This window comes from Roseomonas sp. BN140053 (assembly GCF_047690175.1).
Classification (GTDB): Bacteria; Pseudomonadota; Alphaproteobacteria; order Acetobacterales; family Acetobacteraceae; genus Roseomonas.
On sequence record NZ_JBLLEB010000010.1, the window covers coordinates 1 to 26866 of the forward strand.

26 protein-coding genes are annotated in these 26866 nt (G+C 74.8%); 16 read left to right on the plus strand and 10 right to left on the minus strand.

Going from position 1 to position 26866, the window contains the following annotated elements:
• The 4 genes from ACLIBK_RS11630 to ACLIBK_RS11645 form a co-directional block, all read right to left on the minus strand.
• Positions 1–150, minus strand: a 150-nt coding sequence (locus ACLIBK_RS11630) for a transposase (RefSeq protein WP_415387560.1), incomplete at its 3' end; no start/stop codon positions are given.
• 357 nt (positions 151–507) lie between these two features.
• Positions 508–1017, minus strand: coding sequence for a ferritin-like domain-containing protein (locus tag ACLIBK_RS11635; protein WP_415387422.1), 510 nt, complete (start codon positions 1015–1017; stop codon positions 508–510).
• A gap of 74 nt (positions 1018–1091) precedes the next feature.
• Entirely contained in the window at positions 1092–1589 is a 498-nt protein-coding gene (locus ACLIBK_RS11640; RefSeq protein WP_415387423.1) for a ferritin-like domain-containing protein, read from the minus strand.
• Positions 1590–1939: 350 nt separating this feature from the next.
• Positions 1940–3379: a lipopolysaccharide biosynthesis protein gene (locus tag ACLIBK_RS11645; protein WP_415387424.1), complete on the minus strand. Its 1440-nt coding sequence runs from the start codon at positions 3377–3379 to the stop codon at positions 1940–1942.
• Between the two features lie 283 nt (positions 3380–3662).
• Here ACLIBK_RS11645 and ACLIBK_RS11650 point away from each other — a divergent pair, with 283 nt between their 5' ends.
• From ACLIBK_RS11650 to spt, 4 genes are all read left to right on the plus strand, one after another.
• Positions 3663–5489, plus strand: a complete 1827-nt coding sequence (locus tag ACLIBK_RS11650; protein ID WP_415387425.1) for an AMP-binding protein — start codon at positions 3663–3665, stop codon at positions 5487–5489.
• A gap of 318 nt (positions 5490–5807) precedes the next feature.
• Complete coding sequence (locus tag ACLIBK_RS11655) at positions 5808–6782, plus strand: NAD-dependent epimerase/dehydratase family protein (RefSeq protein WP_415387426.1); 975 nt, start codon at positions 5808–5810, stop codon at positions 6780–6782.
• A gap of 123 nt (positions 6783–6905) precedes the next feature.
• Positions 6906–7172, plus strand: coding sequence for an acyl carrier protein (locus ACLIBK_RS11660; protein ID WP_415387427.1), 267 nt, complete (start codon positions 6906–6908; stop codon positions 7170–7172).
• Between the two features lie 2 nt (positions 7173–7174).
• Positions 7175–8386 (plus strand): serine palmitoyltransferase, encoded by a 1212-nt coding sequence (gene spt / locus ACLIBK_RS11665; protein ID WP_415387428.1) that lies wholly within the window; start codon positions 7175–7177, stop codon positions 8384–8386.
• Between the two features lie 296 nt (positions 8387–8682).
• Here the strand turns inward: spt and ACLIBK_RS11670 are convergent, their stop codons facing one another.
• The 3 genes from ACLIBK_RS11670 to ACLIBK_RS11680 are packed head-to-tail and all read right to left on the minus strand — an operon-like array spanning position 8683 to position 11857.
• A complete protein-coding gene (locus tag ACLIBK_RS11670; RefSeq protein WP_415387429.1) occupies positions 8683–9666 on the minus strand; it encodes a hypothetical protein in 984 nt (327 codons plus the stop codon).
• A complete protein-coding gene (locus ACLIBK_RS11675) occupies positions 9663–10619 on the minus strand; it encodes a diacylglycerol kinase family protein (protein WP_415387430.1) in 957 nt (318 codons plus the stop codon). Before ACLIBK_RS11675 ends, ACLIBK_RS11670 begins: the two co-directional genes overlap by 4 nt.
• On the minus strand, positions 10616–11857 hold the full coding sequence (locus ACLIBK_RS11680; RefSeq protein WP_415387431.1) for a CDP-alcohol phosphatidyltransferase family protein: 1242 nt from the start codon (positions 11855–11857) through the stop codon (positions 10616–10618). Before ACLIBK_RS11680 ends, ACLIBK_RS11675 begins: the two co-directional genes overlap by 4 nt.
• On the opposite strand from ACLIBK_RS11680, the gene ACLIBK_RS11685 reads away from it, so the two are divergent.
• From ACLIBK_RS11685 to ACLIBK_RS11715, 7 genes are all read left to right on the plus strand, one after another.
• Complete coding sequence (locus ACLIBK_RS11685; RefSeq protein ID WP_415387432.1) at positions 11856–12890, plus strand: metallophosphoesterase family protein; 1035 nt, start codon at positions 11856–11858, stop codon at positions 12888–12890. The genes ACLIBK_RS11680 and ACLIBK_RS11685 overlap by 2 nt on opposite strands.
• A 31-nt stretch (positions 12891–12921) precedes the next feature.
• On the plus strand, positions 12922–13368 hold the full coding sequence (locus tag ACLIBK_RS11690) for an HIT family protein (protein ID WP_415387433.1): 447 nt from the start codon (positions 12922–12924) through the stop codon (positions 13366–13368).
• Between the two features lie 144 nt (positions 13369–13512).
• Positions 13513–14835, plus strand: a complete 1323-nt coding sequence (locus tag ACLIBK_RS11695) for an LptF/LptG family permease (protein WP_415387434.1) — start codon at positions 13513–13515, stop codon at positions 14833–14835.
• Between the two features lie 214 nt (positions 14836–15049).
• Entirely contained in the window at positions 15050–16111 is a 1062-nt protein-coding gene (locus ACLIBK_RS11700) for an LptF/LptG family permease (RefSeq protein ID WP_415387435.1), read from the plus strand.
• 428 nt (positions 16112–16539) lie between these two features.
• A complete protein-coding gene (locus tag ACLIBK_RS11705; protein ID WP_415387436.1) occupies positions 16540–17331 on the plus strand; it encodes a sterol desaturase family protein in 792 nt (263 codons plus the stop codon).
• A gap of 14 nt (positions 17332–17345) precedes the next feature.
• Positions 17346–18473 (plus strand): dATP pyrophosphohydrolase, encoded by a 1128-nt coding sequence (locus ACLIBK_RS11710; RefSeq protein WP_415387437.1) that lies wholly within the window; start codon positions 17346–17348, stop codon positions 18471–18473.
• Between the two features lie 52 nt (positions 18474–18525).
• The gene (locus tag ACLIBK_RS11715) at positions 18526–19311 is read left to right on the plus strand and encodes an NTP transferase domain-containing protein (RefSeq protein WP_415387438.1); all 786 of its coding nucleotides are present in this window, start codon (positions 18526–18528) and stop codon (positions 19309–19311) included.
• 10 nt (positions 19312–19321) lie between these two features.
• On the opposite strand, the gene ACLIBK_RS11720 is transcribed toward ACLIBK_RS11715, so the two are convergent.
• The 3 genes from ACLIBK_RS11720 to ACLIBK_RS11730 all read right to left on the minus strand — a co-directional run bounded on the left by ACLIBK_RS11720 (position 19322) and on the right by ACLIBK_RS11730 (position 21862).
• Positions 19322–19648 carry an Hpt domain-containing protein gene (locus ACLIBK_RS11720; protein ID WP_415387439.1) on the minus strand — a complete coding sequence of 109 codons (327 nt, stop codon included), beginning with the start codon at positions 19646–19648 and terminating at the stop codon, positions 19322–19324.
• A gap of 286 nt (positions 19649–19934) precedes the next feature.
• Positions 19935–20780 (minus strand): TIGR01459 family HAD-type hydrolase, encoded by an 846-nt coding sequence (locus ACLIBK_RS11725; RefSeq protein ID WP_415387440.1) that lies wholly within the window; start codon positions 20778–20780, stop codon positions 19935–19937.
• The gene (locus tag ACLIBK_RS11730) at positions 20777–21862 is read right to left on the minus strand and encodes a quinone-dependent dihydroorotate dehydrogenase (protein WP_415387441.1); all 1086 of its coding nucleotides are present in this window, start codon (positions 21860–21862) and stop codon (positions 20777–20779) included. Before ACLIBK_RS11730 ends, ACLIBK_RS11725 begins: the two co-directional genes overlap by 4 nt.
• Before the next feature lie 132 nt (positions 21863–21994).
• Between ACLIBK_RS11730 and ACLIBK_RS11735 the strand changes: the two genes are divergently transcribed.
• From ACLIBK_RS11735 to rimP, 5 genes are all read left to right on the plus strand, one after another.
• A complete protein-coding gene (locus ACLIBK_RS11735) occupies positions 21995–22852 on the plus strand; it encodes a DMT family transporter (protein WP_415387442.1) in 858 nt (285 codons plus the stop codon).
• Between the two features lie 113 nt (positions 22853–22965).
• On the plus strand, positions 22966–24153 hold the full coding sequence (metK, locus tag ACLIBK_RS11740) for a methionine adenosyltransferase (RefSeq protein ID WP_415387443.1): 1188 nt from the start codon (positions 22966–22968) through the stop codon (positions 24151–24153).
• Between the two features lie 94 nt (positions 24154–24247).
• On the plus strand, positions 24248–24982 hold the full coding sequence (trmB, locus tag ACLIBK_RS11745) for a tRNA (guanine(46)-N(7))-methyltransferase TrmB (RefSeq protein ID WP_415387444.1): 735 nt from the start codon (positions 24248–24250) through the stop codon (positions 24980–24982).
• A gap of 15 nt (positions 24983–24997) precedes the next feature.
• Positions 24998–25888: a mechanosensitive ion channel family protein gene (locus ACLIBK_RS11750; RefSeq protein ID WP_415387445.1), complete on the plus strand. Its 891-nt coding sequence runs from the start codon at positions 24998–25000 to the stop codon at positions 25886–25888.
• Between the two features lie 426 nt (positions 25889–26314).
• Positions 26315–26863: a ribosome maturation factor RimP gene (gene rimP, locus ACLIBK_RS11755; RefSeq protein WP_415387446.1), complete on the plus strand. Its 549-nt coding sequence runs from the start codon at positions 26315–26317 to the stop codon at positions 26861–26863.
• Positions 26864–26866: the final 3 nt, after the last annotated feature.

A 26866-nucleotide genomic window follows, 5' to 3' on the forward strand; every position in this document is an offset into this window, starting at 1 on the left:
GCCTGTCTTGACCACGTAGCGCAGCCCGTTGAACACCTCGCGCAGAGCGTGCCGCCGCTGCCCCGCCGCCTCGGGCAGCAGCACGAGGTAGGGTGCGACCAGACCCCATTCCTCATCGGATACGTCGGACGGATAAGCCTTGCGGGTCATCCCGCAAATCTGGACCTCCCCTCAGTCCACAACAGCCTCTAGGGTGTTCTGGCCTGGGCCAGAGGGGCTCTGCCCCTCTGGACACCCCGCGAGGAGCCCGGGGCTCCTCGACCTCATGAGTGCCTCCGGCGGGGGCGGGTTGGCCGACGGTGCCCGCCATGCCCGACGTGGATCATCCCGCCCCCGCCGGAGGCACTCAACGTGGGGGCCGGGGAGTTCGTAACTCCCCGGCGGAGGTCCAGGAGGCAGAGCCTCCTGGCCACGGCCAGGGTCACCCAGAACCAACCGGACCCACGCGAACCGGAGCCCCCGCCCGGAACCCGGACGGCGCTGAGGCGCCGCCGGGGGTGGGCGGTGTCAGATGCCGGCCTTGGCGCCCTGGGCGGTGAGGGTGGAGTACTTGCGCACGGTGGCTTCGAGGTTGTCGCTGCACCACTGGGCCATGCGCTCTTCCTCGGCCAGGGACTGGCGCAGGGCGGTGGGGCCCTGGTTGTCGCCGGCGAGTTCCGCCATCACCAGCAGCGAGCGGTAGGAGGCGATCTCGAAGTGCTCGAAGGCGTAGTTCGCCATGGAGTTCTTCAGGATCTCGTCCTGCATGGGCGCATGCGCCAGCGCGGCGAGGTTGCCCATCAGCCCGGTGACCACGTCCTTCACGCCGGAAGCGGAGGTGCCCAGCGAGGACAGGATGCTGTCGAGGCGGTCGCGCTGTTGCTCGCTCTCGGCGATGTGGCGGCGCAGGGCCTCTGCCATCTCGGGGTAGCTGTCGATGCGCTCGACCTGGCGGGACAGCAGCTGGATGGCCTGGGTTTCCAGCGCGCGCGCGTTCACGAGGCCGGTGACGTAGAGCTCCTGATAGCTTTCCTGCATGGTTCCGTCTTTCCTTGTGGTGGTGTGAAGGCCGGGTCGGGCGCGCCGCCTGCGGGCCTGCGCGCCGGGCCCGGTTATTCCGCCTCGGCTTCCAGGGCCGCGGGCAGGATGGCGCTGCGCGTGACGTCCGTGAGCGCTTCGTCCTGCGACTTTTCTTCCGCCAGAGTCTGCGCCAGCAGTTCCGCCACCCCATCCTGGCCGAGCGCCTTGGACAGCTCCACCATCGTGCCGTAGGCGGAAATCTCGTAGTGCTCCATGCGCTGCTGGCTGGCGATGATCACCAGGTCCAGCACGGGGCCCTTCTCGTATTCCTCGACCTCGTGCTGCGCTTCCTCGACCAGGCCGCGCATCGCTTCGCAGACCTTGCGGCCCGGGCGGGCGCCCAGCTTCTCCAACGCCTGCTCGACGCGATCACGCTGTTCCTCGGTCTGGGCGATATGCGCTTCCAGGCCTTCGCGCAGCTTGGGGTCGGTGGCCTTGCGCAGCATCCGCTTCATCGCCTGGATGCCTTGCTTCTCGGCGCTGAAGGCATCCTTCAGCTGGTCGACCATCATCTCGTTCAGCGGCGTCATGCTTGCTTCCGTCGTTGGCTGGCGTGCTGGTGGCGCAGGGAAACGGTGCGGTGCGCGATCCCTGCGTCCCGGTCCCGGCGTGACCGTGTCGTCTGCCGATCCAACGCGGCGGTTCCGCGAGCGTCGCCGCGGGCGGACCTGACATTCGCGCTATCGAGGGAAGGCTTTGCGGGCATCCGGGAAGGGTGCGGTGCGGGCGGGCAACGGCGACGTGGCGCAACGATACGGACGGCCCGCGGCAGCGGCGGCGCCGATGCTCAGAAACAACGGATGCGCGGCTCCTATGCCGGCGCCATGGGGCAGCCGCAGTTGCTGTCCGGAACCCCGGTTCCCGAAGCCCGGAGCGCGGCTCAGGACCTCGCGCCGCGCCGCATGGCGGCCACCGCCGCCAGCATGGTGGCGGCCATGGCGGCGCTGCCGAGCACATAGGCCAGGGCGGCCCCCGGCAGGCCCCAGGTCGCGGCCAGGAACCAGAGCACCCCGAGGTAGAGCAGTGTCACCACGGCCCGAACCAGCAGCGCCGTGCCGGCGCGGCCCAGCGTCAGCAGCAGCGGCTCCAGCGGAAAGGCCGGCACGGTGGCCAGCAGGGACGCGGCCATGATCGCCAGCAGCGGCGCCGCCTCGGCGTAGTTCGCCCCGAAGGCGAGGCGCATGAAGGGCCCCGCCGCCGCCATCACGATCAACATCACCGCGCCCGCGCCCAGTGCCGCCAGGGCGGCGGAGCGGGTGGACAGGCGCCAGAACTCGGCCGTGCGCGCCGCTTCGCGCAGCCGCGCGGCTTCGGGGTAGAAAACGCGGGCCAGCAGCTCGGCCGGCTTGCCCAGAGCGTCCACCACGGTTTGCGCCACCCGGTAGAAGCCGGCTGCCGCCGGCCCCAGCAGCGCCCCCACCACTAGGTTGGACAAGGGCCCCCAGGCCACGCCCAGGGAGGAGCCGAGATTGGCGAACCACACGAAGGGCCAGATCCCCTGCCCCGGCCGCAGCGCCGCGCGCCAGTTCACCCGCACGCCCCGCCGCAGGCCGCGCCGGCCCAGCTCGCGCCAGGCGACCCAGCCGAGCACGAGGTCACCCGCCAGGTCCGAGGCCCACCAGCAGAGCACATAGGCCCAGAAGGGCAGCCCCACCCCCCAGCACAGCAGCACCCCCGCCAGCCGCAGCCCCGGCAGCGTCAGGCTCTGCCAAGCCATCAGGTCGAAGCGGTCCAGCAGGCGCAGGACGCCGCTGGGGGTGGCGATCGTCATGGTCGGCACCAGCGTGGCGTAGGCGATGCAGAGCGGCACCAGCGCCTCGGGGATGCCCAGGCGTTCGCCCAGAAAGGGCAGCAGCGCCATCGCCCCCAGCATGCCCAGCACCCCCGTGCCGAGGTCTAGCACCAGGGCGAAGAGCAGCACGTCCGCCAGTTCCTGCGGGTGGCCGCCCGCGTGCTCGATGCGGTGCAGGGCGGGAGTGCCGAACTGGATGATGGCCTGCCAGGACTGGAAGCGGGCCAGGCCGCTGGCGGTCAGGGCATAGGTGTTGATCAGCACCAGCACGCCGAAGGCGTCCGGCCCCAGGGCGCGGGCGGCCACGGCCAGCCCGAGGAGGTGCAGCAGCGCCCCCGCTCCCTTGCCGGACACCAGCAGCCCGGCATTGCGCAGGATCGCCCGCAGCGCCCGGTCGCCGCGCCAGGCCTCCAGCCAGCGCCGGGGCTTCGCGCCGGGGGAGGCAGCGGAGGAAACGCCGGCGGATGCGCCAGCGGAGGCGCCTGCGGGGGCACCGGGTGAGGTGCCGGCGGAGGCGCCGGGGGCCATGGCGGGCGGTGCGACGAGGGGGGGCGCGGTAGGGTCTGATCCGGGGCCGGGAAACATCCGGCGTCTTGTGCGAGGGGCGTGCCGCCGCGTCCAGCCACCGGCCCACAACCCCCGGCCAGTTGACGCTCGCCCGGCCGTGCCGCTACCGGGAAGCGCCGACCGACCCCGGCGCGCCTTTCGGCGTGCCCCGGCCGGCGGCCCCATTTCCCCACCCCATCCGGCGGTGCGGGGCGCGGCGCTCCTGCCCGCGTCCTGCCTCCCCGGCGGAATGCCGCACCCCACCATGCCGACGCCGACCCCCACCGAGAGCGGCCTGCCCCTGCGCCCGGCCGACTTCGCGACCTTGCCGGAGGCGCTGGACTACGCCGCGCGCGGGGCGAGCGGGCTGAACCTGTATTCCGGCCGGGGCGACCTCCTGGAAGCCCTGCCCTGGTGCGACCTGCGGGAACGCGCCGCGGCCATGGCGCGGCGGCTGCTGGGGGCCGGGCTGCGGCGGGGCGACCGGGTCGGGGTGGTGGCCTCGGCGGACGGGGACTTCGCCCGCTGCTTCCTGGCCTGCCAGCTGGCCGGGCTGCTGCCGGCGCCGCTGCCGCTGCCGCTCGCCTTCGGGGGGCGCGACGCCTATGCCGAGCATGTCGGCCGCCTGGCCGCGGCGGCGCGGATCTCGGCGCTGATCGCCCCGCCGGCGCTGGCCGGCTGGCTGGAAGGGCTGCGCGAGATGCCGGCGCTGCGCCTGCTGGCCACCGCGGCGGAGCTGGACGCGCGGCCGGATGCGGCGGCGGACCTCGTGCCGTCCGGGCCGGAGGAGGTCGGCTACCTGCAGTTCTCGTCGGGCAGCACGCGCTTCCCGATGGGTGTGGCGGTGACGCAGCGGGCGCTGATGAGCAACCTGGGCGGCATCACCCGGTACGGCCTGCGCATCGGCGCCGCCGACCGCACTGTCAGCTGGCTGCCGCTGTACCACGACATGGGCCTGGTGGGCTTCTTCCTGGCCCCCCTGGCCAGCCAGCGCTCGCTGGACTGGCTGCCCACGGCGGAATTCGCCCGCCGGCCGCTGGAATGGCTGCGGCTGATCTCGCGCAACCGCGGCACGCTCTCCTTCAGCCCCTCCTTCGGCTACGAGCTGTGCGTGCGCCGGCTGCGCGGCGCCCTGCCGGAAGGGCTGGACCTGTCCTGCTGGCGCGGGGCGGGGATCGGCGGCGACATGATCCGGCCGCACCACTTGGCCGCCTTTTCCGACGCCTTCGCCGCCGCCGGCTTCCGCCGCGAAGCCTTCGTGCCGAGCTACGGCATGGCGGAGGCCACGCTGGCCCTGTCCTTCGCCCCCCTGGACCGCGGCGCCGAGGTGGACCGCGTGGACCTGGACCGGCTGGAGCGGGACGGCGTGGCGGTGCCGCCCGAGGCGGCAGTGCCGTCCGGGACCGCAGTGCCGTCCGGGACAGGGATGTCGTCCGAGACCGTGACGCCGCCCGGGGCAGCGACGCCGCCCGGGGGCGAGCGGACGCGCGACCTCGTGCTCTGCGGCCCCGCCCTGCCCGGCCACGCGCTGGAAGCCCGCGACGAGCTCGGCCGGGCCCTGCCCGACCGGCAGGTGGGGCGCATCTTCGCCAGCGGCCCCTCCCTGATGCAGGGCTACGACAACCAGCCGGGCGAAACCGCCGCGGTGCTGGGCGCCGACGGCTGGCTGGACACGGGCGACCTCGGCTACCGGCTGGACGGGGCGCTGGTGATCACCGGGCGGGCCAAGGACCTGATCATCGTCAACGGCCGCAACGTGTGGCCGCAGGACCTGGAATGGACGGTGGAGCACGCCATGGCCGGCGGCCGCGGCGGCGTGGCGGCGTTTTCCCTGGAAGGCGGCGAGGCCGGCGAGGCGCTGGTGGTGCTGGTGGAAGCCCGCACCTCCGACCCGCAGGCGCGGGAACAGCTGCGGCAGGACGCGCTGCTGGCGCTGCGCGGGGCGCACGGGCTGGAAGCCCAGGTGATCCTGGTGCCGCCCGGCAGCCTGCCGCACACCTCCTCGGGCAAGCTGAGCCGCAGCCGGGCGCGCGCCCTGTTCCTGGACGGCGCCTTCGCCCCCGCCGCACCCCTGCCGGCCGCGGTGGAATGACGGCGGCCGGCCGCGGCGCGCGCTGGCCCGCACCCGGGGCTGTTCGGGGTCTTCGGGGCTCCGGCGTTGGCCAGGGGGCGCCGCCCCCTGGACCCCCGCCGGGGAGTTTAAACTCCCCGGGCCCCACGTTGAGTGCCTCCGGCGGGGGCGGGATGATCCACGGCAGTCATGGCGGGCACCCTCGGCCATCCCGCCCCCGCCGGAGGCACTCATGAGGTCCAGGAGCCTAAGCTCCTGGCGGGGGTCCCAAGGGGGCAGAGCCCCCTTGGCCGCGGCCGAACACCCCAGACCCGACCGCCCGGGCCGGGAGCCCGCGGCGTGAGCGCCCCGCTCGCGGCCATCACGGGCGGCACGGGGTTTCTCGGCCGCTACGTGGTGCGGGCGCTGGCGGAGGCGGGCTGGCGGGTCCGGCTGCTGACCCGGCGCGATCCCGCCCATCCCCTGCTGGACGACCTGCCGCTGGAGCTGGAGCTGGGCGACCTCGGCGACTCGGCGGCGCTGGACCGGCTGGTGCGGGGTGCCGCGGCGGTGGTGCACGCGGCGGGGCTGATCAAGGCGCTGCGGGCGGAGGATTTCGTGGCGGTCAACGTCGGCGGCAGCGCCGCCTTGGCGGGGGCGGTGGCCCGGACGACGCCGGGGGCGCGGCTGGTGGTGGTGTCCTCGCAGGCCGCGCGCGCCCCCGGGGTGTCGCCCTATGCCGCCAGCAAGCGGGCCGGGGAGGATGCGGCGGTGGCGGCGGCCGGCGGCGCGCCCTGGGTGGTGGTGCGCCCCTGCGCCATCTACGGCGCCTGGGACGACGCGAGCCTGTCGCTGCTGCGCCTGGCCGCCCTGCCCGCCGTGCCGACGCCGCGCGGGCGGGAACCGCGGCTGGCCATGATCCACGCCGCCGATGCCGCCGCGGCGATCGCCCAGCTGTGCCGGGCGGAAGCGCCGGCCGGGGCGCGCTTCGAGCTGTGCGACGCCCGCACCGACGGCTACGGCTGGCGCGAACTGCTGGGCCAGTGCGCCGCGGCGATCGGCCGTCCGGCCCCGCCGCGCTTCCTGCCGCTGCCCGACGGCGCCTTCCGCCTGGCCGGCGCGGCGGCCGCCGGCTGGGCCGCGGCGACCCGGCGAGCCGGCTTCTTCGGCCCCGGCAAGGTGGGGGAGATGCTGCACCGGGACTGGGCGCCCGATCCGGCCGCGCTGTTGCCGCCGGCGGTGTGGCAACCCCATATCGGGTTGCCGGAAGGGCTGGCCGAGATGGCGGCCTGGGACCGCCGGATGCGGTGTAGCCGCGGGGCCGCACCGGGCTGAGGAGCGGCGGGCGCCGGTGGAAGACACTTGCGTCGCGACTTCGCGATCCTACAGTGCTGTCTCAGACTTGTTGCAGTTGCGAGGCGGGGCCGGGACGCCCACGCCGGGGGATAGTGGTTCGACATGACGGATGACGATGAAGTCCTGCTCCTGATCGAGCAGGAACTGAGACCCCTGTTGCGCGAAAGCCGGGAGATCACCCCGGACTCGCAGATCATGGCGGATCTCGGCCTCGACTCCCTGGCGGTGATGGATTTCATCATGGTGCTCGAGGAGCGTTTCGAAATCGTTATCCCCGTGGACCAGCTGGCCGATGTGCGCACCGTGCGCGACCTCGCCCGGACGGTGCAGGAGATCCGCGCCCGGACCCCGGCCAGCACCGCCGCCTGACCATGAACATCCTCGACAAGTTCGCGCCCCTGCGGGCCGCCTATGCGGGCGTGCGCGCCGCCGGGCAGGACCCCTTCGCCGTGCGCTTCGAGCGCATCGCCTCCCCCACCGAGGGCATCCTCAACGGGCGGCCGGTGCTGCTGCTGGGCACCAACAACTACCTGGGCCTGACCTTCGACCCGGCCTGCCTGGAAGCCGCGGTCAGCGCCACGGAACAGGCCGGCACGGGCACCACCGGGTCGCGCATCGCGAATGGCACCTATGGCAGCCACGCGGCGCTGGAAGCGCGCATCGCGAACTTCTTCGGCCGCCGTGCCGGCATGGTGTTCACCACCGGCTACCAGGCCAACCTGGGCATCCTGTCCACCCTGGCCGGGCGCGACGACCACCTGGTGCTGGACGCCGACAGCCACGCCAGCATCTACGACGGCGCCAAGCTGAGCGAGGCGCGGGTGACGCGCTTCCGCCACAACGACCCCGAGGACCTGGCCCGCCGCCTGCGCCTGCTGCGCGACGTGCCCGGCCACAAGCTGATCGTGGTCGAGGGCATCTATTCCATGCTGGGCGACACTGCGCCGCTACGCGAGATCGCCGCCGTCAAGCGCGAGGCCGGCGCCACGCTGCTGGTGGACGAGGCGCATTCGCTGGGCGTGCTGGGCGCCCGCGGCCGCGGCCTGGCGGAAGCCGCGGGCGTGGAAGCCGACGTGGACTTCGTGGTCGGGACCTTTTCCAAGTCCCTGGGCGCGATCGGCGGCTTCTGCGTGTCCGACATGGACGGCTTCGAGTCGCTGCGGGTGGCCTGCCGCCCCTACATGTTCACCGCCTCCCTGCCGCCCTCCGTCACCGCCTCGGTGACGCAGGCGCTGGCGGAGCTGGAAGCGCGGCCGGAGTTGCGGACGTCCCTGACCCGCAACGCCCGGCAGCTCTATGACGGGCTGGTGGCGGCGGGCTTCCTGCTGGGCCCGGCGGCCAGCCCGATCGTGGCGGTGCGCCTGTCCTCGCCCGAGCGGGCCGTGGCCGCCTGGAACGCGCTGCTGGCGCGCGGCGTCTACGTCAACCTCGCCCTGCCGCCCGCCACGCCGCGCGGCGAGGCCTTGCTGCGCCTGTCCGTGTCCGCCGCCCATACGCCCGAGCAGATCGCCCGCGCGGTGGACGCCGTGGCCGAGGTCGGCAGCATGCTGGGGCTGACGGATACGCTGCTGGCGGCGGAGTAGCGCCGGGGCGTGGCGCTGGGTGGCCCACGAGGGCGCTCTGCCCCCTCGCGCTCCCCCGCCAGGAACCTGATGTTCCTGGACCTCCCATTCGTAAAAGTATGGCGCTGGTGGACAGGTGGGTCCCCCCCGCGGCGGCTTCGCCCGCGGGGGGGACCCACCTGTTCACCAGCGCCAACTCACGGCGGGGTCCGGGGACCTACGAGGTCCCCGGCGGGGGTGCAGGGGGCGGCGCCCCCTGCGGGGCCACCCGGTGTGCCGCCTCCGAGCCCAGCGCACCGCTTCCCAGCCCACCTCCATCACCGCACCGCCCCCGCCCGTCGCAGCCGCCACAGCAGGGCCGGGGCGGCCAGGATGGGGTGGCGGCGCTGCCAGGGGGTCAGGTGCAGCGCCACGCCGGAATGGCGCTCCACCTTCCAGGCGAGGTAGTCGGCGCCGCCGGCAAAGGTGAAGGCGGCCTTCACCAGGCGCGCGACGTTGAGCGGCTTGCCCAGGGCCCGGCGCAGCGCCCAGCCGCGCCGGGCGGCGGCGCGCTGCGCCGGGCCCAGCCGCGGGCGCAGGCGGCCGTCCGGGGCCGGCGCGGCGTCGGGCAGCGCGGCGCGCAGCAGGGCGTCGTAGCGATCGGCGGCGGCGGCGTGCACCAGGGCGGCGCGGTCGCCGCGCTCGGCCCGCAGCTCGGCGCCGTAGGTGGCGCGGAACAGCGCCCGCCAGTAGTCGGCGGGCGTGCCCTCCTCCGGGCCCAGCCGGACGGCCCAGTTGACGGCGGTGCGGACCGCGGCGGCCACGCCGGCCCGGGCCTCGGCGCGGGCGGCGTCGTCGCGGGCGTGCAGCAGGGCGACGGGCTGGCAGAAGCGAGCCCAGATCGTGGTGTCCAGCGAGGCCGGGCGTAGGGCGCGCCGGAAGCGGGCGCGCGGGATGATCGCCACCTTGGCGCGCAGGGTCCGGTCGCCCTGCGCCACCGTCCAGTGCTCCACGTCGGGCGGCAGCAGGGCGGTCAGGGCGGCGCGCAGCCCGGGGCCGCCGTGCCAGTCGCGCGGGCGGTCCACCAGCACGTAGAAGTCCAGCAGCCCGGACGGGTCGCCGGTGCGCAGGCAGGAGCCGTAGAACAGGATTGCCGCCACCGCCGCGCCGTGTTGGGCCAGGATGGCCGCGGCCATCGCCCGGGCCTCGGGCATCACGGGCTGGTCCAGCTCGGCGGCCAGGATGGCCTCCACCGGGCTCGCGGCCCAGCGTTCCGCCGGTTCCTGCGCCGGCCATCCCGGCCCGTTCCCGCCCGAACTCACGGCGGCGACACGAAGACCTGGGTGGTGGGGGCGGACAGCACCACGCCCCCCGGGCCGGGCGCATAGGCTTCGCCGTCCAGCACGAAGGGCTGCTCGGCGGCGAGCTCGATCCGCGCGGCGCGGCCGCCGGCATGGCCGGGGCGCGGCGGGCCGGGCCGGCCGCGGCGGGCTTCCCACAGCGCGCGGAGGAGCTGCCGGGGCGGCGCCGCCACGTCCAGCCAGTGCAGCGGGCCCTGCCCGGCCTCGCGAAACGGCCACAGGCCCAGGGGCAGCCGTTCCAGCGTGGTGGCCAGCACCAGGAAGTGCCGTTCCTCCGGCGCGGGGGCACCGTCCGCCCGCAGCCGCATCGCCTCGCCCGCCGCCAGGGCCCCGCCGCCGCCGAGCAGGGCGCGCCCGAGCACCGCGGCCACGGCCAGGCCGACGGCGACGTTGCCGAAGGCGCCGCCGGGGTGCAGGCGCTGGTTGGCGACGCGGTGGCCGTGGGCGAAGGCGGCGGCGCCGCACAGGAAACCGCGCAGCCGGCGCTGCGGCTCGCCGGGCCAGTCCACCTCCAGCACCGGGCGGGTTTCCCGGCGCAGCGGCGCGCCGCGCTCCAGCGCGTCCAGCAGGCGGCCCAGCCCCCTCGCGCCGCGGCCGGCGCCGCCGACGTCGCCGGCCGCGAGGTCGGTCTTGCCGGCCGGCAGCAGGGCGACCGCCGGGGCGGGGCCGGTCCAGGCCGTGGGCAGGGCGGTCAGCACCTCGCGCAGCGTGCCGTCGCCGCCGCTCACCGCCAGGATCGGCAGCCCCGCCGCGGCGAAGCCCGCCAGGGCGTCGCGCAGGGCGTCGCGGGTGGCGGGCTCGGCCAGGATCACGCCGGGATGGCCGGCTGCCAGGGCGCGCAGGGCTTCCCCGGTCCGGCCCTGCGCGCCGTGGCTGCGGGGGTTGCGGATCAGCCCGATCGGGGGCGGCGTCACCCGGCCAGCCAGGAAGTGGGCGGCTGCCCGCGGGCGGTGGCGCGAAACGCCTGGGCGATCTGGGCGGTGTGCACGACCAGCGAGAGCAGCGTCCAGGCGGCCACCGCCAGCATGCCCCAGTCCGGGCGGCCGGCCAGGGCGAAGGCGCTGAGCAGCAGCAGGTTGGGGTTGCGGCGCGCGGTGACGGAGCGGAAGGCGCTGTCGAAGCGGCGCCAGACATGCATCTCGATGCCGAAGCGGGAAATGAACAGCCCTTCCTCCAGCCGCTGCAGCACGTAGCCGCCCAGCACGACCGCCAGCACCCACCAGGGCTGCGGCACGGGCATCCCGACATGGGCCAGCCCGACCACCCAGGCGTAGTACCAGAAGGGCGGGTGGATCAGGTCGGTGCCGTGGTCCAGCACGTTGCCGAACTTGGTGGAGCGCAGGGTGGTACGGGCCAGCTTGCCGTCCACCGTGTCCAGAAAGGTCATGCCCCAGGCGGCCAGCAAGCCGGGCAGGAAATGCCCCTGGGCGAACAGCCACATGGCCAGGAACACCAGCCCCAGGCTGACCCAGGTCACGGGGTTGGGCCCGATGCCCAGCGCGGCGCACAGCCGGGTGACGTGAAAGGCGGGCACCGGCCAGACATGCTTGGTGACGATGTCCGTGACGCCCTTGTAGGAGCCGGTGAAGGTGCGCCATTCCGCCGCCCGCACGGTGTCGGCGCGCAGCGGCAGCAGGTAGGGGACCTCGCGCTTGCGCAGCGCCTTGTTGTGGGCGTCGCCCAGCTCGGCCGGGCCGCCGGCGCGCATGGCGGCAAAGGCGGGGTCGGTGCGGGGCGCCCCGGCCAGCAGCGCGGCGGCGACGCCGGCGGCCCGGTCGGCGGTGCCGGCACCGGTCCGGTTCGCGGTGCCGATACCGGTTCCGGCCGTGGCGGCGTCGCCGGTTCCGTCCGCGGCGCCAGCGGCAGCCCCATCGGCGGCGAGGTGGGCCGCCACGGGCAGGCCGCCCTCGGGCGAAAGCAGCAGCGTGCCGGGCTGCCGGACCAGGGCGGCGATCAGGCCGGGGTCGTAGACCTGGTCGGCGCGCAGCAGCAGCAGGCCGCGGTCGGGGGCGGCGGTGCCGGGCCAGGGCGCGACATCCTCCACCCCGGCGCGGCTGAGGGAGCGGCGCAGGCGCTCGGCGGAGCTCATGCTCCAGATCGGCACCGGGGCCTCGCCCAGGATGCGGGCCGCCGGCGGCGGGGCGTCAGCCATGCCGGCCGGCCCGCCCGGGGTTGCCCGCGCCCTGCCCTGGGCGGGGCGGGAGCCGCCGCGCTATCCTGCCGCCCCGCAGCACGGCGCCGGCATGCACCAGCCCTTCACCCTCGCGCATCTGTCCGACCCGCACCTGCCTCTGTCCCCCGGGCTCGCGCCGTCCTGGCGGCAACTCGCGAGCAAGCGGTCCCTGGCCTTTCTGTCCTGGCGGCGCAAGCGGGGGCGCGCGCATTCCTCGGCCGGGCTGGCCGCGCTGCTGGCCGACATCGCCGCGGCGCGGCCCGACCTGGTGGCGGTGACGGGGGACCTGGTGAACCTCGCCCTGCCGGGGGAGTTCGCGGCGGCCCGCGACTGGCTGGCGGAACTGGGGCCGCCCGCGCGGGTGGTGCTGGTGCCCGGCAACCACGACGCGCTGGTGCCCGTCCCCGCGGCCGAGGGCCTGGACCTTTGGGCACCCTGGCTGGCGGGCGATGCCGGGCCGGGCTTTCCCAGCCTGCGGGTGCGGGATGGGGTGGCGGTGCTCGGGCTCAGCTCCGCCGTGCCCACCCTGCCGCTGCTGGCCGGCGGGCGGCTGGGCGCGGCGCAGGTGGCGGCGGCGGAGCGGATGCTGGGGGAACTCGGCCGGCGCGGGCTGTTCCGGGTGGTGCTGGTGCACCATTCCCCCGTGGCCGGGCCGGGCGGCTGGCGCAAGGCGCTGTGGGACGCGGGGCCGCTGCGCGACGCCCTGGCGCGCGCGGGGGCGGAGCTGGTGCTGCACGGCCACCACCACGTCCGCCGCTTCGCGGTGCTGCCGGGGCCGGGGGGCGGCCGGATCCCCGTGCTGGGCGTGCCGGCGGCCGCCTTGGGCGCGCATGGCGGCAGCTGGCACCGGCACGTGGTCGCGCCCGACCCGGCGGGCGGCTGGTGGCTCGACACGGAGCGGCGCGCCTGGGACCCGGCGCGGGGCGGCTTCCGCGCCGCCGGGCGCTGGCGGCTGCACCTGGCGCCGGGCCCGCCGGCGGCGCGGCACGGCCCCGCGCGGCCGGCGGCTTGACGCCGCCCCGGGAAAGGGGCGGAGATCGCGCATGGTCCAGGCCACGCTGCAGAAATTCGGCTACCCCGGCACGCTGGTGGCGGAAACGCCGCGCTGGGCGGTGCTGTGCCGGCCGCAGCAGCCCACCCTCGGTTCCCTGGTGCTGGTGTGCCGCGAACCGGTGACCGCCTTCGGCGCCGCCAGCCCCGCCGCCTTCGCCGAGCTGGGCGGCGTGGTCGCGGCCGCCGAGCGGGTCCTGGCCGGCTTCACCGGCTACAGCCGCATCAACTACCTGATGCTGATGATGGTGGACCCCGACGTCCATTTCCACGTGATCCCCCGCTACGAGGGCGGGCGCGACTTCGGCGGGCTGCACTTCCCCGATGCCGGCTGGCCCGCGGCGCCGGCGCTGGGCACCTTCGTGGAGCCGCCGCCGGAGGTCCTCGCCGCGCTGGTGGCGGCGCTGCGCGACCGCTGGCAGGGCGCTTCCCCGGCGTGACCCCCCGGCGGCTCTGCCGTCCGGCCCGGCGGCTCGGCCGTCCGACGGGGTGGCTCTGCCGTCCGACTCGGCGGCCCAGCCGTCCGGCGGAGTGGCCCGGCCGTGGGCGCAACCTTGCGGCCCGCCGCGACGGTACCTGATCCTTTGGCGGACCTGCCCATCCCCTCGCCGGAAGCGGCCGGGAACTCCCCCGCGCCGCCCAGCCCCTTGCCGGTGCGCCGGGCGCCCCCACGGCGCCGGGGCGGCCGGCCGGCGCGGCTGGACCGCTACATGCTGGCGCAGCTGCGCGCGCCCCTGCTGGCGGCGCTGCCGGTGCTGCTGCTGGCGCTGCTGCTGGAACGGCTGCTGCGGCTGCTGGACATCGCCGCCCGCACCGGCGGACCGCTGGACCTGGTGGTGGGGATGGTGGTGAACCTCGGCCCGCACTACCTCGGCCTGGCGGTGCCGGCGGCCTTCTTCGCCAGCATCTACGTCGCCGTCAGCCGGCTGGGCGAGGCGCACGAGCTGGACGCCATCTGGGGCACCGGCCTGTCGCTGGCGCGGCTGGCGCGGCCCTTCGTGCTGCTGGGGCTGGTGCTGGGGCTCGGCGGGGTGGGCCTGTACGGCTACGCCCAGCCCTACGGCCGCTACGCGTACCGGGCGCTGTACGACGCCTTCATTCACGCGCCCTGGAACGTCACCGTGCCGGCCGGGGTCTTTACCCCCGTGGGCAGCGGCGTCACCGTCACCGCCGATGCCGCCGCCCCCGGCGGCCGCGTGCTGCAGCGGGTCTTCGTGCACCAGCGCCACCCCGACGGCACGGAAACGGTCACCACCGCCCGCCGCGGTCAGCTGGAGCCCACGCCCGAGGGCGGGCGCATCGCCCTGCTGCTGGAGGATGGCGAACGGCTGGAAACCCTGCCCGACGGCCGCGGGCGCCTCACCCGCTTCACCGAGGCTTCGGCGCTTCGCGACGCCGCCCTGGCCCTGCCGCCCTTCCGCCCGCGCGGCGACGACGAGCGCGAGATGCTGCTGGACGAGCTCTGGGCCGGTCGCGCCGCCACCGGCAACGCGCCGCCGCCCGCCACGCGCATCCGCTCGGAACTGCACGCCCGGCTGGCGCGGGCGGCGTCGCTGCCGCTGCTGGCGCTGCTGGCGGTGCCGATGGGGCTGGCGGCGCAGCGGTCGCGCCGCTGGCACGGGGCGGCGCTGGCCGCGGTGATCCTGGTGGCCTACCAGCACGCGCTGCAGCTGGGCGAGGCGCTGGGCGATGTCGGCCGGGTGGACCCGCGCCCGGCGATCTGGGGCGCCTGGGGCATCTTCGCGATCTTCTGCCTGCTGGTGTTCCGCCGCGCCAACCAGCACCCCTCCGAGGGTCCCTTCGACGCGGCACTGGAAATCCTGGACCGCGGGGCGCGCAGCCTGGGCCGGGCGCTGACGCCGTGGCGCCGCGCGGCCCGGCGGCGACGCTCCCTGGCGGCGCCGTGATGCCGATGAAGTTCGGGGCCCGCTCGGGGAAGGCAGGAAGCCGGGGGGAGGTATCCCCCCGGACCCCCTTCTATTTTCGGGAGTCTGGGAGCGCGCCCCTGGCCACCGGAGCTCTCCTACTCCCGAAAAAAGGAGGGGGCCTCGGGGGAGTTCACTCCCCCGACCTTCCCTTCCCCCTCGGGCCCCGCCACCCGCCCGGCGGCACGGGGGCCCCGTGAGCGTCCTGTCCCGCCACCTGTCACGGCTGTTCCTGGGCCGCTGGCTGGCGGCGCTGCTCGCGTTGTCCGTGCTGCTGCAGATGCTGGACCTGCTGGACAACGCCACGGCCGTGCTGACCCGCGGCGGCGGCGCGCTGGGGGTGCTGCACTACGCCGCGCTGCGCCTGCCCTCGGCCGCCGAGCGGCTGGTGCCGCTGGCCGCGCTGCTGGCGGCGCTGCTGACCTTCGCCCGCCTCGCCGCCGGGTCGGAGGCCGCGACGCTGCGCGCCCTGGGCGTCGGCGGCCCGGGAATGGTGCGGGCGCTGCTGCCGGCCTGCGTGCTGGTGGCGGGGCTGCAATTTGTCCTGACCGACCAGGTCGTGCCGCGCACCCAGCGCGCCTTCGCCGACTGGTGGGCGGCGCTGCCCAAGGCCGACCCGCCCTCCGACAATGACCGCCTGTGGCTGCGGCTGGGCGACGACATCCTGGCGGTGCGCCGGGTGGAGGAGCGCGGCACCCGCCTGTCCGGCGTGCTGCTGGTGCGCCGCGACGCGGAGGGCGAGGCGGTGGCGCGGCTGGACGCCGCCGGCGCCGCCTTCAGGCCGCAGGGCTGGGAACTGCGCGACGTCCGCGTCGCCTCGCTGGACGGCAGCCTGCCCCGGCAGGTGGCCGCCATGCCCTGGCCGGAAGGGCCGCGGCCGCGCAACCTCGCGGAACTGGCGCTGCCGATCGAGTCGGTGCCGCTGGAACAGATCCTGCGCGTGCTGGACGGCCGCTGGGTCGGCAACCGCGGCGAGGGCTTCTACCGCACCCGGCTGCAGGAACGCCTCGCGGCGCTGCCCTCCGCGGCGATCATGCTGCTGCTGGCCTTTCCCGCCACCCTGGCCCTGCCGCGCCGCGGCGGCGCGGGACGCTGGGCGGCGCTGAGCCTGCTGCTCGGCCTGGGCTACGTCGCCCTGGGCGGCGGCCTGGCCGCACTGGGTGAGGCCGGCGTGCTGATGCCCGCCCTGGCCGCCTGGACCGCCCCGGTGGCCTTCGGCTGCGCCGGCCTGGTCCTGCTGCTGCACCTGGAAGGCTGACCCCACAGAACAGCCGTCGCCACTTCGGGCCGGGCGCCCTCCGGTTTCCTCCGAGTGGTGTCCGTTGCGCCTGGGTGTTCGGCCGCGGCCAAGGGGGCGCTGCCCCCTTGGAGCCCCCGCGAGGAGCTTAGGCTCCTCGACCTCATGAGTGCCTCCGGCGGGGGCGGGATGGCCGACGGCAGCCATGATGGACAGCGCTGTCCAACCCGCCCCCGCCGGAGGCACTCAACGTGGGGTCCGGGGAGTTTAAACTCCCCGGCGGGGTCCAGGGGCAGCGCCCCTGGCCACGGTCGAACACCAAAGGACCAACCGACACCACCCGAGGCAAACCGGAGGCCCCCAGCCCAAAGCGGTGATGGCTGATCTTCGGGGGGCAGGCTTGCAGGCTGGAACTGGAAGGGCGGGCGCGGAGGGGCTAAATCCCGGGCATGTATCAGCGTTGGCGACATCACGGCCGCAGCTTCGACCTCGGGCGCATGACCCTGCGGGAGCTGCTGGTGGCCTGGGGCACGCATCCCGCCATCCACGCCTATGCCGTGCTGGCGGTGTTGTCCGGCGCCTGGGCCGTGCAGCGGACGCTGGCGGACGGCACGCCGCTGTGGCGGCTGCTGCTGGCCGTGGTGCTGGCGGAGGCCGCCTATCCGGTGGTGTGGTACGGACTGCACCGCTTCGTGCTGCACGGGCGCTGGCTGTACCGCTCGCGCTGGACGGCGGCGCTGTGGAAGCGGGTGCATTTCGACCACCACCAGGACCCGCACCGGCTGGACGTGCTGTTCGGCTCGCCGCTGAACGTGATCCCCACCATCGTGCTGCTGCTGTGTCCGGTGGGCTGGCTGGTGGGCGGCTGGGCCGGGGCGGGGGCGGCGCTGTGCGCGGGGTTCCTGACGACCTGCGCCTACGAGCTGGTGCATTCCATGCAGCACCTGAACTACAAACCGCGCGCCGCCTGGCTGCGCCGGGCCAAGGAACTGCACCTCGCGCACCACTTCCACCATGAGGGCGGGAATTACGGCATCACGGAATTCGCCGTGGATCGCGCGCTCGGCACCTTCTACGCCGGGGTGCGGGACCGGCCGCGCTCGCCGCACGTGTTCAACCTCGGCTACGACCGGGCGGAGGCGGAGCGCTTTCCCTGGGTGGCGGAGCTGAGCGGCGGCCCGCCGCGCGACCGCCCGCCGCCGGCGCGGGACCGGCAGGCAGCGCCCGGCCCGGCGGAGTGAGCGCGGGGATCGAGGTGGTCCCCGTCCGGGGCCGCCTCGCCCTGGACCGCTTCATCCGGCTGCCCTCCCGCCTGCAGGCCGCCGACCCGGCCTGGGTGCCGCCCTTGCGGATGGAGCGACGCGACGCGCTGTCGCGGGAAAAGAACCCGTATTTCGAACACGCCGAGGCTGCCTACTGGATCGCCCGGCGGGACGGCCGCGACGTCGGCCGCATCAGCGCCCAGGAGGACCGGCTGGCGCCGCCGGACGCGGACGGCACGCGGCCCGGGCATTTCGGCCTGCTGGCGGCGGAGGACGACCCGGCAGTGCTGCGCGCCCTGCTGGACACGGCCGAGAACTGGCTGCGGGCGCGCGGGCTGCGGCGGGTGCTGGGCCCCTTCAGCCTGAGCATCAACGAGGAAACCGGCCTGCTGGTGGACGGCTTCGACACGCCGCCGATGCTGATGATGCCGCACGACGCGCCGCATCTCGGCCCTCGGCTGGAAGCGCTGGGCTACGCGAAGGCGCGGGACGTGCTGGCCTATCGCTTCGACCCGCGCGAGGAACTGCCGCGCGGGGCGCGCGCCGCCCTGGCCCGCGGGGTGCCGGCGGGGGTGGTGCTGCGGCCGCTGCGCCTGGCCGAATACCGCGGCGAGATCGGCCGCATCGTGGCGATCTTCAACGACGCGTGGTCGGGCAACTGGGGCTTCACGCCGCTGACGGCGGCGGAGCTGGACCACATGGCGACGCAGATGCGCCCGCTGATCCACGAGCGGCTGGTCTGGATCGCCGAGGTCCACGGCGAGGCAGCGGCCTTCATCGTCTGCCTGCCCAACCTGAACGAGGCGATCCGCGACCTCGGCGGCCGGCTGCTGCCCTTCGGCTGGGCCAGGCTGCTGTGGCGGCTGCGGTGGCGCCTGCCGCGCACCGCCCGGGTGCCGCTGATGGGGGTGCGCCGCGCCCATGCCTCGGGCGTGCTGGGGGCGATGCTGCCCTTCCTGCTGATCGAGGCGCTGCGCCGCGAGGCGGCGCTGCGGGGACTGCACGCCGTGGAACTGTCCTGGATCCTGGAAGACAACGCGCCGATGCGCCGCATGATCGAGGCGCTGGGCGCGCAGGCCTACAAGACCTACCGCATCTACGAGAAGGCGCTGGTGCCGTGAGCGGGGGGCGGCGGCCACCCCGCGGGCGTGACGGCATGGGCGGGGCGGCGCGGTGAGCGGCATCGCGGCCCTGGTGCTGGCCGGCAGCCGCGGCGGTGCCGCGGACCCGGTGGCCGCCCTGGCCGGCGTGTCGCACAAGGCGCTCGCCCCCGTGGCGGGGGTGGCGATGCTGGACCGCGTGGTGGCCGCCCTGGCCGCCAGCCCGGGCGTCGGGCGCATCCACCTGTCCGGCGCGCCGGAGGAGGCCGCCCGGGCGCTGCCGGGGGTGGCGGCGCTGCTGGCGGCGGGGCGGCTGGGCTTCCTGCCGGCCACCCTCTCCCCCAGCGGAAGCGTCGCGGCGGCGCTGGAGGCGCTGGGCACGCCGCTGCTGGTGACCACGGCCGACCACGCGCTGCTGACGCCCGCCATGGTGGCGCATGTGTTGCGGGCGGTGCCGCCCGAGGCGGATGCCGCGGCGGCGCTGGCCCCGGCGGCGCTGCTGCGGGCCGCCTTCCCGAACTCGCGCCGTACCTTCCTGCGCTTCCGCGACGGCGCCTGGAGCGGCTGCAACCTGTTCCTGTTCCGCAGCCCGCGCGCCGCGGGGGCCGTGCGTTTCTGGCAACGGCTGGAAGCGGAGCGCAAGCGGCCGCTGCGGATGCTGTGGCTAGTGTCGCCGCTGCTCGTGCTGCGGCACGCGCTGGGGCTGCTGACGCTGCGCGGCGCGCTGGACGCGCTGGGCCGCCGCACCGGGGCGCGGCTGGAGGTGGTGGAGATGCCGGAAGCGGAAGCGGCGGTGGACGTGGACTCCGCCGCCGACCTGGCGCTGACGGAAGCGATCCTGGCGGCGCGGGCGGGCTGAGGCGGGCGCTTCAGCCCAGCATCCGGCCCAGCGCCGCCACGGCGTTTCGGGCGCCGTTCTGCAGCTCGGCCAGCAGGTCGGCGTCCGGCTCGGCCCCCGGCCGCATCGCGCCGCGCGCCAGGGCTTCCAGCTGCTGGGCGCCCACGCCGCCGGCCGCGCCGGCCAGCCCGTGCGCTGCGTCCCGCCAGGCCGCGGCATCGCCGCTGGCGGCCGCCGCGGCCATGGTGCGCAGCAGCCGCGACTGGTCCTCGGTGAAGCTTTCCACGAGGCTCTGCACCACCTCGCGGGGGAAGTCCTGGCTGAATTGCCGCGCCGTTTCGGGATCGATGGCGTCCAACGCTCGACTTCCTGCTCCCTGTTCCCGCCGGCGATCGACGGGCTGCGTTTCGCATGAGGCATCGCGCCGGGCAGGATGCAAGACGGCACCGGCCAGGAGATCACGATTTCGTTATGGCACCTATCCCGGCGTGGGGCCCGGAAGGTTGGGCGCGCTTTCCCCGGCGTGATGCGGCCGAGGGTGGTGCCTGCCGGTGCGCGGGGCCTGGAGGCGGCTGAGACGGCGGGCACCGCCGGGGAGCAAGGAGGGACAGCCCGGGGCAGCGGGGGACGCCCGGAGGCGCCGCCTACCAGCGCAGGGCGCGCAGGGCGGCGATGGGGGCGACGCCCTCGGCCGCCGCCACCTCGTCCAGGGTTTCGGGGTCCAGCCCCGCCGACAGCCCGCCCAGCACCCAGACCGCTTCCAGCCCCGCCGCCGCAGCCCCGGCGAGGTCGGTGCGCGGCCCGTCGCCCAGCGCCAGCACGCGCTCGCGCGGCAGGCCGAGGCGGCGCAGCACCGGGCCGTAGACGGTGGGGTCGGGCTTACCGACCTCGAAGACCGGCCCGCCGCCCAGGGCGCGGTAGCGGTCGGCGAAGGCGCCGGCGCAGAGCAGGACTTGGCCGCCCACCACCACCTCGCGGTCGGGGTTGACGCAGACCATGGGCAGGCCGCGGGCGGCGCAGCGCTGCAGCAAGGGCTCGTAGGGCAGCAGGGCGCCGGGGCCGAGTTCCGGGTCCGGGCCGGTGTTCAGGATGAACTCCGCCTCTTCCGGGGTGGCCACCAGGGAGAGGTCCAGCTCCTCCACCACGGAGCGGTCGCTTTCCGGGCCGAGCTGCCAGGCGCGTCGGCCCAGGGCGGCGAACCAGGGGTGGGTGCGGTCGCGCAGCAGCTCCCAGGTCACCTCGCCCGAGGTCACCACCGCCGTGTACAGGTCCCGCGCGATGCCGAAGCGCGCGAGCTGCGCTTCCGCCACCCAGGCGCGGCGCGGCACGTTGCTGAGGAACACCACCGGCTTGCCGGCGTCGCGCAGCGCGGCCAGGGCTTCCGAGGCGCCGGGCAGGGCCTGGCGGCCGTCATGCACCACGCCCCAAAGGTCGATCACGAAGCCGTCGTAGCGCTCCGCCAGGGGGGCAACGCTGTCCAGGACCTTCATGCCGCAACTCCCTCGCGCGCATCCACGCCCACCGCTTCCGCCACCGAGCGGAAGCCGTCGCGCCGCAGCAGTTCCGCCAGGCCGCGCTTGAGCCGGGGCACCAGCGCCGGCCCCTCATAGGCCAGGGCGGCATAGAGCTGCACCAGCGCGGCCCCGGCGCGGATCTTGGCATAGGCCTGTTCCGGGCTGCCGACGCCGCCGGCGCCGATCAGCACCAGCCGCCCCTGCGCCAGCCGAAAGGTCCGCGCCAGCACGGCGGTGGACAGGGCAAACAAGGGTGGCCCCGACAGCCCGCCGGTTTCCGGCGCGTGGCGCGAGCGCAGCGTGTCCGGGCGGGAGATGGTGGTGTTGGACACGATCAGCCCGGCCACCCCGGCGGCCACGCAGGTCTCGATCAGGGCGGGCAGCGCGTCCTCGGCCAGGTCGGGGGCGATCTTCACCAGCAGCGGCGGCTGCCGCTTCAGGGTGGCGCGGGTGGCGGCGGTGGCGGCGGTGGCGGCCAGGATGGCGGCCAGCTGCGCCTCGCCCTGCAGGTCGCGCAGCCCGGGCGTGTTGGGGGAGGACACGTTGAAGGTGACGTAGTCAGCCGTCTCCGCCACCGCGGCGTAGAGGGCGGGATAGTCGCGCTCCGGCACCGCGCCTTCCTTGTTGATGCCGACATTGGCGCCCAGCACCGCCGGCAGCGGCCGCGGCAGGGCGGCGAGCCGGGCGGCGAAGGCGTCCAGCCCGCGGTTGTTCATGCCCATGCGGTTGATCACCGCGCGGTCCTCGCTCAGCCGGAACAGCCGCGGGCGCGGGTTGCCCTCCTGCGGGCGGGGGGTGGCGGTGCCGGCTTCCACCAGGCCGAAGCCCAGCCGCATCAGCGGCAGGATCGCCGCGCCGTTCTTGTCGAAGCCCGCCGCCAGCCCGATCGGGTTGCGGAAGCGCAGCCCCAGGGCTTCCGTGGCGAGGATCGGGTCCTCGGCCCCGCGGTCCCGCCCGGCCAGCCCGGCCGCCAGGGCGCGCAGCGACCAGCCATGCGCCCGCTCCGGGTCCATCAGTCGCGCGAGGGGCATCAGCCGGGAAGCCAGGGCGGGGGTCATCGCCCGCCCTTATGGCGGCGGCGGGGGTGGCGGGGAAGCGTTGCTCCACTTCGTCGGGAGGCGGGCCGCCGCGTTGACGCCGCCCGTGCCGGCGGGACACAAGGCGGCGCCGGGTTGGGGAAAGAACGGGTTTTGCGCGGACCGCTGTTGCTGCTGGCCGCGCTGGGCCTGTTTGCCGTGCTGGACACCAACAGCAAGCTGCTGTCCGGCACCTATCCGCCGGCCGAGGTCATCGCCATCCGCCACGTCACGCTGCTGGCGCTGCTAGTCGTGCTGCGCCTCGGCTGGACGCCGGCGCAGACCACGCTGGCGACGCGGCATCCCGGGCTGCACCTGCTGCGCGCCGGGGGGATGCTCGGCTCCTCCTTCGGCTTCTTCCTGGCGCTGCGCTCGCTGCCATTGGCGGAAGCCTACCTGGTGTACTTCACCGCCCCCTTCATGACGCTGACCCTATCGGTGCTGTTCCTGGGGGAACGAGTGCCGGCCGCCGCCTGGGGCTGGTGCGTGGTGGGCTTCGGCGGCGTGCTGCTGGCGCTGTTTCCCGGGCTTTCCGCCGGCGGGGCGCTGTCCGCCTATCTCTGGGCGCTGCTGGGCACCGCCTCCTACGCCCTGGTGATGACCATCAATCGCGGGCTGAAGCACGAGACGGGCTTCGCACGGCTGGTGCTGTGGTCCTCGGCGCCGGGGCTGCTGGCGGTGCTGCCCTTCGCGGCCAACCACTGGGTGGCGCCCGGGCTGGTGGATTTTCTGGCCCTGGCCGGCAACGGCGTGCTGTCCGGCGCCGCGACGCTGTGCTTGGCCGGCGCCTTCCGGGCCGCCCCGGCCTCCCGCCTCGCACCGCTGGAATTCTCCGCCCTGGCCTGGGGGCTGCTGGCGGATTTCGCGGTCTGGGGCGTGCTGCCGGGGGCCTGGACCCTGGCCGGGGCGGCGGTGGTGGTGCTGGCAGGGCTGATGAGCCAGCGGGTCACGGTGGCGCCGGGCGCCGGTTGACCGCGGCGTGACCCCCGGTTGACCCCCCCGCGGCGCGCTGCGAAACATCCGCGCCCGCCGGGTCCCCGGGGTGGCGTTTCCCAATCCACCGCGACAAGAGGACGAAGCGAGCCATGCGCGACAAGGGTGAGTACCTGTTCACCTCGGAGTCCGTTTCCGAAGGCCATCCCGACAAGGTCGCGGACCGCATCAGCGACACCGTTCTGGACGCCTACCTGCGGGAGGACCCGTATTCGCGCGTCGCCTGCGAAACGCTGGTCACCACCAACCGCATCGTGCTGGCGGGCGAAACCCGCGGCCCCGGCAACGTGACGCCCGAGCTGCTGATGCACCTCGCGCGGCTGGCCGTGCACGACATCGGCTACGACCAGGACGGCTTCTCCTGGAAGCGCGCACACATCGAGTGCCACCTGCACGCCCAGTCCGCCCATATCGCCCAGGGCGTGGACGCGGCCGGCAACAAGGATGAGGGCGCCGGCGACCAGGGCATCATGTTCGGCTTCGCCTGCACCGAAACGCCCGAGCTGATGCCCGCCCCGCTGTACTACGCCCACCTGATCCTGCGCCGGATCAGCGAGCTGCGGCGCAACAACGACCAGTCCGTGGCCGGGCTGCTGCCCGATGCCAAGTCCCAGGTTACCCTGCGCTACGTGGACGGCAAGCCGGTGGGCGCGACCTCCGTGGTGGTGTCCACCCAGCACGAGGAAGGGCTGAACCAGGAGCAGATCAAGGCCATGCTGCGGCCGCTGATCGCCTCCACCCTGCCCGAGGGCTGGATGCCCGGGGACGACGAGATCTACGTCAACCCGACCGGCACCTTCATCATCGGCGGCCCGGACGGCGACTGCGGCCTGACGGGCCGCAAGATCATCGTGGACACCTATGGCGGCGCGGCCCCGCACGGCGGCGGCGCCTTCTCGGGCAAGGACCCCACCAAGGTGGACCGTTCCGCGGCCTATGCCGCGCGCTACGTCGCCAAGAACGTGGTGGCGGCCGGGCTGGCCGAGCGCTGCACCATCCAGGTCTCTTACGCCATCGGCGTGAGCAAGCCGCTGTCGGTGTATTTCGACCTGCACGGCACCGGCCGCGACGTGGACGAGGTGAAGCTGGCCAAGGTGGTGGACGAGATGGTGAACCTCTCCCCCCGCGGCATCCGCGAGCACCTGCATCTCAACCGGGCGATCTACGTGCCGACCTCGGCCTACGGCCATTTCGGCCGCACGCCGGACGAGGAGAAGGGCACCTTCACCTGGGAACGCACGGACCTGGCCGCCGAGCTGCGCCGGGCCTTCGGGCGCTGAGGCCGCCGGTGCCGTCGCGCGGCGCGGCCCGGAGCGGGCGCCCGGCGGCGGCACCGCCGCGCCCCGTCCGGGCCTTCCGGCCGGGGAAGGAAGCGTGACCGCGGAACGGCCGGGCACCGCCCCGGACCGTCCGCCCGCGCCGGTCGAGGGCGTCCCCGACCGGCTCTATGGCCGCCGCCGCGGGCACCCGCTGCGCGCGCGGCAGCAGGCGCTGCTGGATGCCGCGCTGCCGCGGCTGTCGCTGCGGCCCGAACAGCTCGGCGATCCCGCTGCCGCGTTTACCATCCGCCCGGAACAGGTCTGGCTGGAGATCGGCTTCGGCGGCGGCGAACATGCCGATGCGCTGGCCCGCGCCCATCCCGGGGTGGGGCTCATCGCCTCGGAAGTGTTCGAGAACGGCATCTGTTCCCTGCTGTCCCGGCTGGTGCCGGAAGGCGAGGAAGCCACCGGCCCCGGCCTGCCCAACCTGCGCTTCTGGACCCGCGACGCCCGGCACCTGCTGGCCGCCCTGCCCGCCGGCGCGCTGTCGCGCCTTTACCTGATGTTTCCCGATCCCTGGCCGAAGGCGCGGCATAGCAAGCGCCGCTTCGTGCATCCCGCCACCCTGCCGCTGGTGGCCCGTGCCCTGCCCTCCGGCGGCGAATGGCGCATCGCCAGCGACCACCCGGTCTACCAGGCCTGGGTGGAGGAGGTGATGGCGGCGCAGGCGCTGTTCGACCCTGCCCTGGACACCACGGAACGCCCCGCCGACTGGTTCCCCACCCGCTACGAGGGCAAGGCGCACCGGGAAGGCCGCACCCCGCGCTACTGGATCTGGCGCCGGCGCTGACGGGAGCCATCGGGTATGGAGCATCCGGAGCAGCTGACCGACCACAAGCTGCAAAGCATGGCCGAGGGCTTCTTCTGGCTTCTGCCCAACATCGGCATCGGCCTCCTCGTGCTGCTGGGCTTCATCCTGGGCGGCTACGCGGCCTCCCGCACCGTGCGTTTCGCCTTCGGCCGCCGCGGCCGGGCGGAGCTGGGCGACCTGCTGGGCGCCTTTCTGCGCTGGGGGCTGATCTTCGTCGGCGCGCTGGTGTTCTGCACGGTGGTGTTTCCCTCGGTGAAGCCCTCCGACCTGCTGGCGACGCTGGGCGTGGGCTCCGTCGCGGTGGGGCTGGCCTTTCGCGACATCCTGCAGAACTGGCTGTCAGGCCTGCTGATCCTGTATTCTCGTCCCTTCCGCGCCGGCGACCAGATCGTGTCGGGCGCGCATGAGGGCACGGTGGAGCGGGTGGAAGCCCGCGCCACGCTGCTCAAGACCTATGACGGGCAGCGCGTGCTGATCCCCAACAGCAACCTCTACACGCGCTCCATCATCGTGCGGACGCATTTCCCGGTGCGCCGCACCGCCGTGGTGGTGGGCATCCGCCACGATGCCGACCTGGCCGCCGCGCGGGAGGTGGTGCTGTCGGCCGTACGGGAGGTGGAGGGCGTGGTCGCCGACCCCGCCCCCGACGCCATGGCCTGGGAATTCGGCGACAGCGCCGTGGTGATGCGGGTGCGCTGGTGGACCAAGTCCCGCCGCAACGAGGTGGTGGCCGCCCGCGGCCGCGCCGTGGCCGCCATCCGCCACGCCCTGGCCGAGGCCAAAATCGACCTCGCCTTCCCCATCCGCGACCTGCGCGTGCACGAGATGCACGACGAGGACACCGGCAACGACGCCCTGTTCCCGGCGCCCAGCGCCCGCGGCTGAGGGCCGGCCCGGATCGGGGGCGCCTGGGTGTTCGGGCCGTGGCCAGAGGGGCCCTGCTCCTCTGGACACCCCGCGAGGAGCTTAGGCTCCTCGACCTCATGAGTGCCTCCGGCGGGGGCGGGATGGCCGAGGGCAGTCATCCGGGACGACGTGTGACATCCCGCCCCCGCCGGAGGCACTCAACGCGGGGTCCGGGGAGTTCGTAACTCCCCGGCGGGGGTCCAGGGGGCAGCGCCCCCTGGCCAACGCCTGAACACTCAGGCGCAACTCATCAGGCAGCCATGGCCCGGGCGAGCGGGGCGCCGGCAACGGGCCGGGCGTTGCGATGGTGAAACCCCTTGCTCCTACTCGGGCGGGGTACTACATGCTGCTGCGTTGACAATCCGCCTATTCAGGGGGGTGGCCTTCGCGGGCCGCCTTTTTTTGTTGCCGAAGCCTGACGCCACCGAAGACGCTGCCCTGCACGAAGGGCTGGAAGCTCGCCTCGCCCGCGCGATCGAGCCGGCCATCACCGGCATGGGCTATGAGCTGGTGCGCGTGCAGGTGTCGGGGACCCGGACGCCGACGGTGCAGATCATGGCCGACCGGGCCGATGGCTCGCTGATCGGCGTCGAGGATTGCGAGGCGATCTCCCACGCCGCCGGCGCGGTGCTGGACGTCGAGGACCCCTTCACCGGGGAATGGAACCTGGAAGTGTCCTCGGCCGGCATCGACCGGCCGCTGACCCGCACCAAGGACTGGGTGCGCTTCGCCGGCCACCTGGCCACCGCGGAGCTGGCCGTGCCCATGGAAGGCCGCCGGCGCTTCAAGGGCCGCATCCTGGCGGCGGACGACAACGAGGTGCGGCTGCGGCTGGACGAGGGTGGCGAGGTCACGCTGCCTCGCGACGCCATTCGCCGCGCCAAGCTGGTGCTGACCGACGAACTGATGGCCGCCACCGCGGCCGATGCCCAAGCGGCAGAGAAGAGGAACTAAGGC